Consider the following 13050-nt stretch of genomic DNA (forward strand, 5'->3'; position numbering starts at 1 on the left):
ATCCCCTTGTCCGTAGGTTACGCGCGCACCGGCTTCTTGCTGTTGCGCTTCGCCAGTTTCGCGATCTTGTCCTCATGCTTCGGCGCGGGCCACAGGCCTTCCGAGCGATACAGCATGATGATCACCATCGCGAGGCCGTACAGCGCCTGACGGATCACTTCCGTATCGACGATGTCATGACCGAACAGCGCATGCTGCAGCGGGCTCATCGTCGAACGCAGGAATTCCGGGAAGATCGCGAGCAGCACCGCACCCAGGATCACGCCCGGGATGTGGCCCATGCCGCCGAGCACCACGCACGCGAGCACGACGATCGATTCCCAGAACGTGAACGACTCGGGCGACACGAAGCCCTGGAACGCGCCGAACATCGAGCCCGACAGGCCGCCGAACGACGCGCCCATCGCGAACGCGAGCAGCTTCACGTTACGGGTGTTGATGCCCATTGCCTTCGCGGCGATCTCGTCTTCGCGGATCGCGGCCCACGCGCGGCCGATACGCGAGTGCTGCAGACGCGTACACACCCAGATCACCAGCAGCGAGCAGAGCACGAACAGGTAGTAGTACATGTACACCGACGGCAGCTGGAAGCCGAACAGCGTATGCGTCTGCGACAGGTTGAAGCCGCCGACGTGCACCGGATCGATGCCCGTGATCCCCTTCGGGCCGTTGGTGATGTTCACCGGACGGTCGAGGTTGTTCATGAAGATCCGGACGATTTCACCGAAGCCGAGCGTGACGATCGCCAGGTAGTCGCCGCGCAGGCGCAGCGTTGGCGCGCCGAGCAGGATCCCGAAGGTCGCCGCGAGCGCCATCGCGATCGGCACGATCAGCAGGAACGGCACGTGCAGGCCGTTCGGCGCGAGCGCCGCGATCCACTCGAACTGCGAGGTCAGGTGCGGCGAGCTCAGGAGCGCCGCCGTGTACGCGCCCACCGCGTAGAACGCGATGTAGCCGAGGTCGAGCAGGCCGGCGAAGCCGACCACCACGTTCAGGCCCAGCGCGAGCATCACGTACAGCATCGCGAAGTCGAGCACGCGGACCCAGTAGTTGCCGCCGGCCGAGCCGATCACGATCGGCGCGGCGATCACGAGGACCGCAGTGAGGAGGCCGATGACGACGGTCTTGGCGGTGTTGCGCTCTTCGACGAGCGACGTCGACGATTCGATCGGTTGAATGGATGTCATGTTGTTTGCTCCCCTTCCGTTACGCGCGGTCCGCGACCCGTTCGCCCAGCAGGCCGGACGGACGGAACACCAGCACGATGATCAGCACGACGAAGGCGAACACGTCCTGGTAGTTACTGCCGAATACGCCGCCCGTGAGGTTGCCGATGTAGCCGGCCCCGAGCTGCTCGATCAGGCCGAGCAGCACGCCGCCGACCATCGCGCCGCCGAGGTTGCCGATCCCGCCGAGCACCGCGGCCGTGAACGCCTTCATGCCGGGGATGAAGCCCATGTAGAAGTGCACGTTGCCGTATTCGGACGCGATCATCACGCCGGCCAGCGCGGCGAGCGCGGAGCCGATCATGAACGTCGCGGAGATCACGAAGTTCGGGTTCACGCCCATCAGGCTCGCCGTATTCGGGCTTTCGGCGATCGCGCGCATCGCGCGGCCGAGCTTGGTCTTGTGCACGAGCAGCAGCAGGCCGCCCATCACGAGGAACGCGACCGCGATGATCACGATTTCGGTGACCGAGATCACGGCGCCGGGCGTCGTGTCGGTGGCCTTGATCACGTTGATCGGGTCGGTCGGCAGCAATTGCGGGAACGGCAGCGGGTTGCGCGACCAGATGATCATCGCAGCCGTCTGCAGCAGGATCGACACGCCGATCGCGGTGATCAGCGGCGCGAGGCGCGGCGCGCGGCGCAGCGGCCGGTACGCGACGCGCTCGATCGTGAAGCCGACGAACGCACAGACGACCGCGGCGATGCCCAGGCCGATCGTCAGCGTCGCGACGTTGCCGAGTCCGGGAAAGTGATTCTGCAGCACGGTGATGGCCGACAGCGCGACCATCGCGCCGATCATCAGCACGTCGCCGTGCGCGAAGTTGATGATGCCGAGAATGCCGTACACCATCGTGTATCCCAACGCGATGATGGCGTACACACTGCCGAGCACCAGCCCGTTGAGAACCTGCTGGACGAAAATATCCATTTAAAGCTCCTTGGCCCGTGCTGCCGGAGGACGTTGCGCCCCGCGGGTAAGCGAGGAATCGCGCCTTCTCGGCGACACTGCGGGTACTAGTCGATACCGGTAAGGGTGGATCGTCCCGGCGCGCGCCGCCCGGCCTGTACGGCCGGACCTGCCGCCGGAGCGGATACAAAAACGGCACCGCACTGATCCGGTGCCGTCATGAGTCCCGTCGCTAAATCGTCACGACATCGAGGACGGTGTTCGTGGCCTCCTTGAAGTCGTGGGGCAGCATGCCGAGACGGCCGTCGTCCGGTTTCCCGGCATCCGTGCCTTGGTCCGTCCGGTGCCATGCAAGCATCGCGCCAGGACGGATCGGATTCCGCGCCACGTCGCCCGACAAGGCGTTGCGACGGCCGCGCCCGACGTTCGTCAGGACTGCATCGGAATCCATCGTACGAACCAGACGGCGCGCCACGACACGGTCGGTCGCGGCGGCGCGCTGTTTCGTCGAATCGAATTGAAGGGGGAACAGAGGCGTCTGCACGCTGCCGGCAACGCCGCGATCGTCCGGCTTCCGTCGACCGGCGGCTTGCCGCGATGCAGCCGGCATGCCCGCTGCCGGACCGGTCGCCGGTCCAAGCGCGTTGATTTCCTCGATCGTCAAACGTGCCCCGTTTTCCTTGTCCCTGCCCTGTTGCACGAGACGGCGCGCCGATGGCGCCGCCCGTCCGGTTCCGGCGGCGCGCACGCCGCTGGCCGATGGTGCCGCGAACCCCGCAGCCTTCCTGCCCGCCCCGTCGTCGCTCTTTTTGCTGCAACCGGCAAGCATTGCAACCGGTGCGGCGACGGACACGGCGTAAGCCAACTTCACATGCATTGAATGGTCTCCCGCGCCTTGCCAAAACCCGTTTCAAAGCCATTCCGGCTTGAAAACGGCCGCATTGTAACTCCATTTATAGGCCGCCAATATTCCTGATTCGATGGGGTTTTCCTGCATTGCAACCAATTTTGAGACACGATTGCGCGAGCCGAGAGCAACCGGGTTGCACCATCGCTGGGAATAATGGTTGCGATATGAATTTCGAGGCACAAAAAAAGCGCGCCGGGAAGGCGCGCTTCGGTGTTCCGCGGGGTGCGATGCGGCAATCAGGCGGCGGGCGGCAGGTTCAACCCGCGCGGCAGCGGAAACGACACGTTTTCCTCGATGCCGTCGAGTGCGCGGACGTTGCGCACGCCGAGTTCGCGCAGCCGCGCGATCACGGCCTGGGCGAGCACCTCGGGCGCCGACGCGCCGGCCGTCACGCCGATGCGGCGCTTGCCGGCGACCCACGCCGGATCGATCTGGTCCGGTGCATCGACCATGTACGCGGCCACGCCGCGCTTTTCGGCCACTTCGCGCAGCCGGCTCGAGTTCGAGCTGTTCGGGCTGCCGACCACGATCACGACATCGCATTGCGGCGCCATGAACTTCACCGCGTCCTGGCGGTTCTGCGTCGCGTAGCAGATGTCCTGCTTCTTCGGCTCGCGGATCTTCGGATACCTCGCCTTCAGCGCGCCGATGATCTCGGCCGCGTCGTCGACGGACAGCGTCGTCTGCGTGACGAGCGCGATGCGTTCGGGATCGGCGAGCTCGAGCTTCTGTACGTCCTCGACGCTTTCGACGAGGTGCATGCCGCGCTCGACCTGGCCCATCGTGCCTTCGACTTCCGGATGGCCCTTGTGCCCGATCATGACGATGTCGACGCCATCCTGGCGCATCTTCGCCACCTCGACGTGCACCTTCGTGACGAGCGGGCAGGTTGCGTCGTAAATGCGCAGGCCGCGCACGTCGGCCTCGTCGCGCACGGCTTTCGACACACCGTGCGCACTGAAGATCACGGTATTGCCGGCCGGCACTTCCTCGAGCTCCTCGACGAAGATCGCGCCCTTCTTCCTCAGATCCTCGACCACGTACTTGTTGTGGACGATTTCGTGACGCACGTAGATCGGCGCGCCGTGCATCGCGATGGCGCGCTCGACGATCTCGATCGCGCGGTCGACGCCCGCGCAGAAACCGCGCGGCTGGGCCAGCAGGATTTCGGCGTCGGCGGCGACGGTCTGCCCGGACAGCGTATCGGTGGTACTCATGATTACAGGATTCCGATGATTTTCACTTCGAACGTGAGCGCCTGGCCCGCGAGCGGATGGTTGAAGTCGAACAGCGCCGAGGTCTCGCTGACTTCCTTCAGCACCCCCGCGTAACGACCGCCATCCGGTGCGTTGAACTCGATGAGTTCGCCCGGCGTGAAGTCGTCGCCGACCATCCCGTTCTCGCGCAGCGTCGACAGCGTCACGCGCTGGAGCATGTCGGGATTGCGGGGCCCGAACCCCTGCTCGGGCGCTAGCTGAAAAGTCGAGTGGTCGCCGACCCGGAGCCCGAGCAGAATCTGTTCCAGCGACGGCGCCAGTTGCCCCGCTCCCAGCAACAGCGTGGCCGGCTTGTCCGAGAAGGTGTTGACGATGTCGGCGCCGTCGGCCAGTGCGAGCCGGTAATGCAACGTGACGTGGGAACCGGGCTTCACTTCGGATAGATCGATGAGGCTCATGAATTACTCGTTCGGTCGGCGCCCGCTACGGCCGAATGGCCCGGCGCAAAGCCAATATTGTAAGTCACCTGAGCGTGCAAGGCGGAAAGTGCGACGACGTCGCGCATGCCGCCCGCCGCCAATGGAGTTCAGACCATGCCATCACCCTGCCTCATCCTGCCGTCGGCCGAATGCCGCGACACCGCCGACGCGCCGGCCGATTCGCCGGCCCGCGTTATCCCGATCAACCGGCGCAAGCGCCGCCCGGCCGACTGGCGGCCCGAGCGGCCGCGCGAACGACTGCTGGAGCGCGGGCCGGCCGCGCTGACCGACGACGAGCTGATCGCGCTGCTGCTCGGCACCGGCAAGCCCGGTCACGACGTCTTCGTCATCGCCCGCGAACTGATCGCTCAATACAAGTCGCTGCGCGGATTGCTCGAAGCGGGCGCCGACGATTTCGAGGCGCACCCCGGCATCGGCCCCGCGCGCTCCGCGCGGCTGGTCGCGGTCACCGAGATCGCCCGGCGCATGCTGGAGGAAAAAGCACGGGACGGCATGCAGATCGATTCGCCCGGCGCCGTCGAGGATTGCCTGCGCATGAAGATCGGCACGCTCCCGCACGAAGTGTTCGTCGCGGTCTACCTGGACGCCCGCAACCGCATGATCGACATCGAGGAAATCGCGCGCGGCTCGCTCACGCGCATGGCCGTCTACCCGCGCGAGATCGTGCGGCAGGCGATGAAACAGAACGCCGCCGCGCTGATCGTCGCGCACAACCATCCGTCGGGCGCGGTGCAGCCGAGCGCGGAAGACCGCCGCCTGACCCGCGTGCTGAAGGACGCGCTCGAGCTCGTCGACGTGCGGCTGCTCGATCACGTCGTCGTCGGCGTCAGCGATACTTTTTCGTTCGCACGGGCCGGTTGGCTGTAGACTGTGGCGCGGCGGCCCTTCCCCAGGGCGCCGCAACGGCGAAGCGAAATTAGGTTTGATTTTTCTGAACTTTTTCTGCTAGAATCGCCGTCTGTCTTTTTTCCAACCAGTTCTAGCCATCGAAGGGCCTTGTCTGTAAGGGCTACGGCGTTCTGAGTGCAGCCATGGATCACGTGGCGGTGCGATGGAACCTTCACCGGCGATCGAACCCCGAATTTAGCGTATTAGGAGTGCTCTCATGGCACGCGTATGCCAAGTAACTGGGAAAGCGCCGATGAGCGGCAACAACGTTTCCCACGCCAACAACAAGACGAAGCGCCGCTTCCTCCCGAACCTGCAAAACCGCCGGTTCTGGGTTGAGAGCGAAAACCGCTGGGTGCGTCTGCGCGTCTCGAACGCCGGTCTGCGCCTGATCGACAAGAACGGCATCGATTCCGTGCTCGCTGACCTGCGCGCACGCGGCGAAGCCTAAGCCCAAGGAGCAGAATCATGGCAAAAGGCGCCCGCGACAAGATCAAGCTTGAGTCGACCGCTGGTACGGGTCACTTCTACACGACCACGAAGAACAAGCGCAACATGCCGGAAAAGATGGCGATCAAGAAGTTCGATCCCGTCGTCCGCAAGCATGTGGAATACAAAGAAACCAAGATCAAGTAATCTCCGGTTTCTGCCAGCCTGACGGCGACCGAAAAGCCCCGCTCCTGCGGGGCTTTTTGTTTTGGCGCGCGCGCTCGCGCCCGACGCGGTATGCTCTCCCCTTTCCGCGGCGACGACCGACGGAACGCAAGATCAAAAAGCGTAACGATGGAGATGCAGCATGAAATTCGACGTGGCGATCGTCGGCAGCGGCCTGGCAGGGCTGTCGGTCGCACTCAACCTGGCCAGCACGCGACGTGTCGCGCTGATCGCGAAACGTTCGATGATGGAGGGGGCAAGCGATCACGCGCAGGGCGGCATCGCGGCGGTCCTCGACTCGGCGGACAGCATCGAGAACCACGTCGACGACACGCTGGTCGCCGGTGGCGGGCTGTGCGACGAAGGCGCGACGCGCTACATCGTCGAGCACGGCCGCGAAGCGATCGAATGGCTGATCTCGCAAGGCGTGCCGTTCACGAAGGACGACGCGGCCGAACTCGGCTTTCACCTGACGCGCGAAGGCGGCCACAGTCACCGCCGGATCATCCATGCGGCCGATGCGACCGGCCATGCGGTGCTCGCGACGCTGTCGGCGCACGCGCGCCAGCATCCGAACATCACGTTCTTCGAAAACCACCACGCGATCGACCTGATCACGTCGGACCGGCTCGGCCTGCCCGGCCGCCGCTGTCATGGCCTGTATGCGCTCGACGTCGACCACGACCGCACGATCACGATCGAGGCGCCGCATACGGTGCTCGCCACCGGCGGCGCGGGCAAGGTCTACCTGTACACGACGAACCCCGACACCGCGACCGGCGACGGCATCGCGATGGCATGGCGGGCAGGCTGCCGCGTGTCGAACATGGAATTCATCCAGTTCCACCCGACCTGCCTGTTCCATCCGTACGCGAAGTCGTTCCTGATTTCGGAAGCCGTGCGCGGCGAAGGCGGCCTGCTGAAGCTGCCCGACGGCACGCGCTTCATGCCCGCACACGATCCGCGCGCCGAGCTCGCGCCGCGCGACATCGTCGCACGCGCGATCGACTTCGAGATCAAGAAGCGCGGGATCGACTGCGTGTATCTCGACATCAGCCATCAGCCGGAAGCGTTCCTGCGCGAACATTTCCCGACGATTCATGCGCGCTGCCTCGAATTCGGCATCGACATCGCGAAACAACCGATCCCCGTCGTGCCGGCCGCGCACTATACGTGCGGCGGCGTCGTCACCGATCTCGCGGGGCGCACCGATCTCGCCGGCCTGTATGCGGTCGGCGAAACGTCGTATACGGGGCTGCACGGCGCGAACCGGCTCGCGAGCAACTCGCTGCTCGAATGCCTCGTGATCGGCCGCGCGGCGGCCGAGGCGATCGAAGCGGCCGGCTTCGACGCCCAAACGCCCACCGCACTGCCCGCATGGGACGAAAGCCGCGTGTCGGATGCGGACGAGGAAGTCGTCGTGGCCCACAACTGGGACGAACTGCGCCGCCTGATGTGGAACTACGTCGGCATCGTGCGCACCGACAAGCGCCTCGAGCGCGCGAAGCACCGGCTGTCGCTGCTGCGCGACGAGATCCACGAGTACTACGCGAATTTCCGCGTGACGCGCGATCTGCTCGAACTGCGCAACCTCGTCGACGTGGCCACGCTGATCGTGAAAAGCGCGTACTCGCGCCGCGAAAGCCGCGGGCTGCACTACAGCCGCGACTGGCCGCATACGCTGCCGAAGGCGCTGCCGAGCGTGCTCACGCCGCGCTCGCGCCGCTGAGCGGCGCACTGCCCTTCCCGGCGGCGACCGCAGCCCAAGAAAAAAGCCGTTGGCGTGTGCGCGCCAACGGCTTTTTGTCTGACGAACGCGTTTCGGTCAGTCGACGATCCGCATCGAATAGTCGGTCGCCCGCACGTCCTTCGTCAGCGCGCCGATCGAGATACGATCGACGCCCGTCTCCGCGAACGCACGCACCGTATCGAAATTGACGCCGCCCGACACTTCGAGCACGGCCCTGGCCGCCGTCACGCGCACCGCTTCGCGCATCATGTCGAGCGTGAAGTTGTCGAGCAGCACCGACTGCGCGCGATGCGCGAGCGCCGTGTCGAGCTGCGCGAGCGTCTCGACTTCGACCTGCACCGGCACGCCCGACTCCAGCGCGAACGCCGCGTCGAGCGCCTCGCCGACACCGCCTGCCGCCGCGATGTGGTTCTCCTTGATCAGGATGCCGTCGTACAGCGCGAGACGCTGGTTCTCACCGCCGCCCACGCGCACCGCGTACTTCTGCGCGAGCCGCAGCCCCGGCAGCGTCTTGCGCGTGTCGAGGATCTTCGCGCGCGTGCCTTCGACGCGATCGACGTAACGGCGCGTCGCGGTCGCGACACCCGACAGCAACTGCAGGAAGTTCAGCCCGTTGCGCTCGGCCGTCAGCAGCGCGCGCGCCGGCCCTTCGAGTTCGCACACGGTCGAATCCGGCGTCATCCGGTCGCCTTCGCGATAGCGCCATTGCACGACGATCGACGGATCGATCCGTGCGATCACGCCCTCGAACCACGGCACGCCGCACAGCACGGCTTCCTCGCGCACGATGATCCGCGCACGGCGGCGCTCGCCGGCCGGCACGAGGCGCCCGGTCTGGTCGCCGGGGCCGACGTCTTCGGCGATCGCATCGGCCACGTTGCGCGCGATCGCTTCGTCGAATGCCGCGCCGTATTGGGCGCGGACGGCGTCGAACAGCGGGGAGACGGCGTTGCTCATGCGGGCCCCACGTTCGCGAACAGTTGCTGGTCGCGCTGCAGGTCGCCGCTCGCCTGCACGCGCTTCTTGTGTGCAGCCGCGAATTCGAGCATCCGGTCGATCGGCAAACGCGCGCGCTCGCCGATCGCCGGATCGACGAAGATCTCGTTGTGACCGCGTTCGAGCACGTCGGCGAGGTTCGCGAGTCCGTTCATCGCCATCCACGGGCAGTGCGCGCAGCTCTTGCAGGTCGCGCTGTTGCCGGCCGTCGGCGCGGCGATGAAGGTCTTGCCGGGCGCGGCAAGCTGCATCTTGTGCAGGATGCCGAGATCGGTCGCGACGATGAAGCGTTTCGCGTCGAACTTGACGGCCGCGTCGATCAGTTGCGTGGTCGAACCGACGACATCGGCCTGCGCCACGACGTTTTCCGGCGACTCGGGATGTACGAGCACCTTCGCGTCCGGATATTCGGCGCGCAGCAGGTCGAGCTCGATGCCCTTGAACTCGTCGTGGACGAGGCACGAGCCCTGCCACAGCAGCATGTCGGCACCGGTTTTCTTCTGGATATAGCTGCCCAGATGGCGGTCCGGCGCCCAGATGATCTTTTCGCCGCGCGCATGCAGGTCGGCAACGATCTCGAGACCGATCGACGACGTGACCATCCAGTCCGCGCGCGCCTTCACGGCCGCGCTGGTGTTCGCGTAGACGACGACGGTACGGTCCGGATGCGCATCGCAGAACGCCGAGAATTCGTCGACCGGGCAGCCGAGGTCGAGCGAACAGGTCGCGTCGAGGTCGGGCATCAGAATCCGCTTGTTCGGGCTCAGGATCTTCGCGGTTTCGCCCATGAAGCGCACGCCGGCGACGACCAGCGTCTGCGCGTCGTGATCGCGGCCGAAGCGGGCCATTTCGAGCGAATCCGCGACGCAGCCGCCCGTTTCGTCGGCCAGCTCCTGCAGTTCGGCATCCACGTAGTAGTGGGCGACCAGCACGGCCTTTTCACGGGCGAGCAACGCCTTGATGCGCGCCTTCAGCGCAGCGCGCTCCTCGGCGGACGGCGCGTCGGGCACCTTGGCCCATGCCTGTCCGACGCCACACACGGTCCCCGTTGCGATGGGCCGGTCGTACTCGACGGGTTTGATCGTCGATTGCATCTCCATATCTCCTGCCCCAAACCTCATACCAATCCCGGCGCCGCCGATCCGTCAAAAACCAGCGGCCCAAATGAAAAAACCCCGCCAACGCGGGGTTTGTGACGTCCTGAGATTCTAATCGATTTCGAATCAGGCGTAGCGACGCAGGCGTGTCGCGAATTCCTGCAGCGCCTTGATGCCGCTTTGTTCTGCGCGATGGCACCAATCCTGCAATTGCGCGAGAAGCTGTTCGCGCGATGCGGTCGAACGATCCCAGATCGCGGCGAGATCCTGGCGCAGCTGGAAGTACGTATGCAGCTTCTGGCTGTTCGCGAAGATTTCCGGCAGCAGCTTCTTCTGCGGCTCGTCGAGGCCGTCGGCGTCCTTGTGGAACCATTTGCGCGCGCCGCGCATCAGCTGGTACTTCTCGCTCGAACCGAGTTCCTTCAGATGCGCAAGCTCCTGACGGTACGCACGCTTCACGGCCTTGCCGTAGCGCGCCATCACTTCGTAGCGGTTCGACAGCACGGCCTGCAGCGTTTCCTGATCGAGCACCGTCTTCGGCTTGTTCAGGCGCGGCGTCGGCGCGACCTTCTTCACCTTCGCGAGACCGAAGGCCGACATGATGCGGATGTACATCCAGCCGATGTCGAACTCGTACCACTTGTTCGACAGCTTCGCCGACGTCGCGAACGTGTGGTGGTTGTTGTGCAGTTCCTCGCCGCCGATCACGATGCCCCACGGGAACAGGTTCGTGCTCGCGTCAGCCGAGTTGAAGTTGCGATAGCCCCAGAAGTGACCGAAGCCGTTCACGACGCCAGCGGCCCAGAACGGAATCCAGACCATCTGCACGGCCCACACGGTCAGGCCGAGCACGCCGAACAGCGCGACGTCGATCACCATCATCATGCTGATGCCGAGAATCGGGTACTTCGAGTACACATTGCGCTCGAGCCAGTCGTTCGGCGTGCCGTGGCTGAACTTGCGCATCGTCTCTTCGTTCTTCGCTTCCGCGCGGTACAGCTCGGCGCCCTCGAGGAACACCTTCCAGATGCCGCGCGTCTGCGGGCTGTGCGGATCTTCCTCGGTCTCGCACTTCGCGTGGTGCTTGCGGTGAATCGCGGCCCACTGGCCGGTCAGCATGCCGGTGGTCATCCAGAGCCAGAACCGGAAGAAGTGGCTCGCGATCGGATGCAGCTCCAGCGCGCGGTGCGCCTGGCAGCGGTGCAGGTAGACGGTCACGCCGATGATCGTGACGTGCGTGACGGCGAGCGCGAACAACGCGACTTGCCACCACGAAAAATGCAGGAGCCCGTGGGAAAGAAAATCGAGCACAGAATTCAACAAGGCAGTTACCCGTGATGAGAGCGACGCCACGCTGGCGTCAGAAGAATGAAAGCATACCGCGTGTAGACCAGAATTTTACTTCAACCGCTCCAAGTCTTTGTAAAAAATGAATATTTTCTTGCCCTGACGCAATCCGCGCGGTCCATGCGCGGACTCGGAAAGCCCCGCGATCCGGTTTCGGCCGCGGAATCGGTACGATTGACCGCCCGCGCCCGCTACGCCGGCGGCGCGTGCCCGTCCAGCGCACCGTTGGCCGCCGCGCCCGCCGCGAGAAAGCCGTCCGGCAGCCCGACCACGCGCACTTCGCGCTGCGGAAACGGAATCGAGATCCCGTGCTCGCCGAACAGCCGCCAGATGTTGCGGTTCACGCTCGAGCGCACGCCCGACGTGCCTTTCGCCGAATCCTCGATCCAGAAACCGAGCTCCAGATCGATCCCGTCCGCGCCGAAACTCACGAGGTACGGGGTCGGCGCCGGCTCGGCCAGCACGCGCGGCACGTCCTTCGCCGCGTCAGCGAGCAACGCGAGTGCCTGCTCGACGTCGCTCGTGTACGCGACCTGCACCGCGACCTTCGCATAGCCGCGCGTCAGGTACGACGACTGGTTCTGCACGACGTCGGTGATCAGCTTCTCGTTCGGGATCAGCGTCTCGTTGCCGTCGAGGCCGCGCACGACCGTGTAGCGCGTGCGGATCTGCGTGACGACGCCCTGCAGCCCGCCGACGCTGATCGCATCGCCGAGCCGCAACGAGCGGTCGAGCAGGATGATGAAACCCGACACGTAGTTGCTCGCGATCTTTTGCAGCCCGAAGCCGAGGCCGACGCCCACCGCGCCGCCGAATACGCCGAGCACCGTCACGTCGATGCCGACGAGCGACAGCCCGATCAGGATCGCCGCGAACACGAGCAGCGCGCGGCCGACCCGCGACAGCACGACCTTCAGGTTGGCGTCGAGCGTGCTCGCGCGCGACAGGCGATCCTCGAGCACCGAGCCGAGCCACATCGCGACCATCAGCGTCACGCACACCCACAGCGCGCCGGAGATCACCGACAGCAGCGTGAGGTGCGCGGTCGCGACCCGGAACTGCACGCTGTCGAGCCAGCCGAGCACGTCGCGCTGGATGCCGAGCACGGTCATCACCATCGCGGCCCACACGACGGTCGACACAATCTTCTCGACGATCGACAGCCACGCGTGCGTGTGGCCGTCGCGTGCGAACACGCGCCGCGCGAAGAAGAACAGCACGTAGATCAGCCCGATGCCGAACAGCGGCACGAGCGCGAGCGACAGCAGCGACGTCGACATGAACGGCTCGAACGCGAGCTGCGCGCCGCCGACGAACACGCTGCCGAACAGCGGAAACAGCGCACGCTTCAGGCTCTGCGCACCCGCGCCGGGCGCGCGCCCGGCCGCCCGCCGCCGCGCATCGATCCGGCCGTGCACGAAACGCGCGGCCACCCATGCAAAACACAGCGCACCGACGAGGATCGCCGCCTGCCAGATCATCACCGGCTGGTGGAAATCGCGAATCACCGATTCCAGCCGGTGCGACAGCAGGCGGCTCTGCAGATTCTCCATCG

The 13050-nt window shown here is 65.5% G+C and carries 13 protein-coding genes; 4 read left to right on the forward strand and 9 right to left on the reverse strand.

The features are described 5' to 3' along the window. Positions 1-17: 17 nt before the first annotated feature. From GJG85_RS13280 to GJG85_RS13300, 5 genes are all read right to left on the reverse strand, one after another. Positions 18-1187, reverse strand: coding sequence for an ABC transporter ATP-binding protein (locus tag GJG85_RS13280; protein WP_006488940.1), 1170 nt, complete (start codon positions 1185-1187; stop codon positions 18-20). 19 nt (positions 1188-1206) lie between these two features. Then, a complete protein-coding gene (locus GJG85_RS13285) occupies positions 1207-2157 on the reverse strand; it encodes a branched-chain amino acid ABC transporter permease (protein WP_021160758.1) in 951 nt (316 codons plus the stop codon). Positions 2158-2368: 211 nt separating this feature from the next. Then, positions 2369-3013 carry a hypothetical protein gene (locus tag GJG85_RS13290; protein ID WP_050017532.1) on the reverse strand — a complete coding sequence of 215 codons (645 nt, stop codon included), beginning with the start codon at positions 3011-3013 and terminating at the stop codon, positions 2369-2371. A gap of 269 nt (positions 3014-3282) precedes the next feature. Continuing rightward, positions 3283-4263 carry a 4-hydroxy-3-methylbut-2-enyl diphosphate reductase gene (gene ispH / locus GJG85_RS13295; protein WP_204383365.1) on the reverse strand — a complete coding sequence of 327 codons (981 nt, stop codon included), beginning with the start codon at positions 4261-4263 and terminating at the stop codon, positions 3283-3285. 2 nt (positions 4264-4265) lie between these two features. Continuing rightward, a complete protein-coding gene (locus GJG85_RS13300) occupies positions 4266-4721 on the reverse strand; it encodes a peptidylprolyl isomerase (protein WP_069233031.1) in 456 nt (151 codons plus the stop codon). Between the two features lie 135 nt (positions 4722-4856). Between GJG85_RS13300 and radC the strand changes: the two genes are divergently transcribed. From radC to nadB, 4 genes are all read left to right on the forward strand, one after another. After that, complete coding sequence (gene radC / locus GJG85_RS13305) at positions 4857-5630, forward strand: DNA repair protein RadC (RefSeq protein ID WP_204383367.1); 774 nt, start codon at positions 4857-4859, stop codon at positions 5628-5630. Between the two features lie 238 nt (positions 5631-5868). Continuing rightward, positions 5869-6102, forward strand: coding sequence for a 50S ribosomal protein L28 (gene rpmB / locus GJG85_RS13310; RefSeq protein WP_004186391.1), 234 nt, complete (start codon positions 5869-5871; stop codon positions 6100-6102). Between the two features lie 17 nt (positions 6103-6119). Further along, the gene (rpmG, locus tag GJG85_RS13315) at positions 6120-6287 is read left to right on the forward strand and encodes a 50S ribosomal protein L33 (RefSeq protein WP_006478046.1); all 168 of its coding nucleotides are present in this window, start codon (positions 6120-6122) and stop codon (positions 6285-6287) included. Between the two features lie 160 nt (positions 6288-6447). Next, the gene (gene nadB, locus GJG85_RS13320) at positions 6448-8034 is read left to right on the forward strand and encodes an L-aspartate oxidase (RefSeq protein ID WP_204383368.1); all 1587 of its coding nucleotides are present in this window, start codon (positions 6448-6450) and stop codon (positions 8032-8034) included. A 96-nt stretch (positions 8035-8130) separates the two neighbouring features. Here nadB and nadC read toward each other — a convergent pair whose 3' ends face one another. The 4 genes from nadC to GJG85_RS13340 all read right to left on the reverse strand — a co-directional run bounded on the left by nadC (position 8131) and on the right by GJG85_RS13340 (position 13048). Next, positions 8131-9012, reverse strand: a complete 882-nt coding sequence (gene nadC / locus GJG85_RS13325) for a carboxylating nicotinate-nucleotide diphosphorylase (RefSeq protein WP_050017538.1) — start codon at positions 9010-9012, stop codon at positions 8131-8133. Continuing rightward, positions 9009-10145 carry a quinolinate synthase NadA gene (nadA, locus tag GJG85_RS13330; protein WP_050017553.1) on the reverse strand — a complete coding sequence of 379 codons (1137 nt, stop codon included), beginning with the start codon at positions 10143-10145 and terminating at the stop codon, positions 9009-9011. Before nadA ends, nadC begins: the two co-directional genes overlap by 4 nt. Before the next feature lie 129 nt (positions 10146-10274). After that, positions 10275-11471 carry an acyl-CoA desaturase gene (locus GJG85_RS13335; RefSeq protein WP_089488751.1) on the reverse strand — a complete coding sequence of 399 codons (1197 nt, stop codon included), beginning with the start codon at positions 11469-11471 and terminating at the stop codon, positions 10275-10277. Between the two features lie 215 nt (positions 11472-11686). Further along, the gene (locus GJG85_RS13340; protein ID WP_124631844.1) at positions 11687-13048 is read right to left on the reverse strand and encodes a mechanosensitive ion channel domain-containing protein; all 1362 of its coding nucleotides are present in this window, start codon (positions 13046-13048) and stop codon (positions 11687-11689) included. Positions 13049-13050: the final 2 nt, after the last annotated feature.

The sequence above is a fragment of the Burkholderia sp. MS389 genome, from assembly GCF_016899425.1.
In the GTDB taxonomy this organism is placed as follows: domain Bacteria; phylum Pseudomonadota; class Gammaproteobacteria; order Burkholderiales; family Burkholderiaceae; genus Burkholderia; species Burkholderia sola.

Excerpts from the sequence above, each read along its gene's own strand:
- GJG85_RS13280 (WP_006488940.1), bottom strand. The coding sequence starts at position 1,187 with ATGACATCCATTCAACCGATCGAATCGTCGACGTCGCTCGTCGAAGAG.
- nadB (WP_204383368.1), top strand. The coding sequence starts at position 6,448 with ATGAAATTCGACGTGGCGATCGTCGGCAGCGGCCTGGCAGGGCTGTCG.
- rpmG (WP_006478046.1), top strand. The coding sequence starts at position 6,120 with ATGGCAAAAGGCGCCCGCGACAAGATCAAGCTTGAGTCGACCGCTGGT.
- nadA (WP_050017553.1), bottom strand. The coding sequence starts at position 10,145 with ATGCAATCGACGATCAAACCCGTCGAGTACGACCGGCCCATCGCAACG.
- rpmB (WP_004186391.1), top strand. The coding sequence starts at position 5,869 with ATGGCACGCGTATGCCAAGTAACTGGGAAAGCGCCGATGAGCGGCAAC.
- GJG85_RS13285 (WP_021160758.1), bottom strand. The coding sequence starts at position 2,157 with ATGGATATTTTCGTCCAGCAGGTTCTCAACGGGCTGGTGCTCGGCAGT.
- GJG85_RS13290 (WP_050017532.1), bottom strand. The coding sequence starts at position 3,013 with ATGCATGTGAAGTTGGCTTACGCCGTGTCCGTCGCCGCACCGGTTGCA.
- ispH (WP_204383365.1), bottom strand. The coding sequence starts at position 4,263 with ATGAGTACCACCGATACGCTGTCCGGGCAGACCGTCGCCGCCGACGCC.
- nadC (WP_050017538.1), bottom strand. The coding sequence starts at position 9,012 with ATGAGCAACGCCGTCTCCCCGCTGTTCGACGCCGTCCGCGCCCAATAC.
- radC (WP_204383367.1), top strand. The coding sequence starts at position 4,857 with ATGCCATCACCCTGCCTCATCCTGCCGTCGGCCGAATGCCGCGACACC.
- GJG85_RS13340 (WP_124631844.1), bottom strand. The coding sequence starts at position 13,048 with ATGGAGAATCTGCAGAGCCGCCTGCTGTCGCACCGGCTGGAATCGGTG.
- GJG85_RS13300 (WP_069233031.1), bottom strand. The coding sequence starts at position 4,721 with ATGAGCCTCATCGATCTATCCGAAGTGAAGCCCGGTTCCCACGTCACG.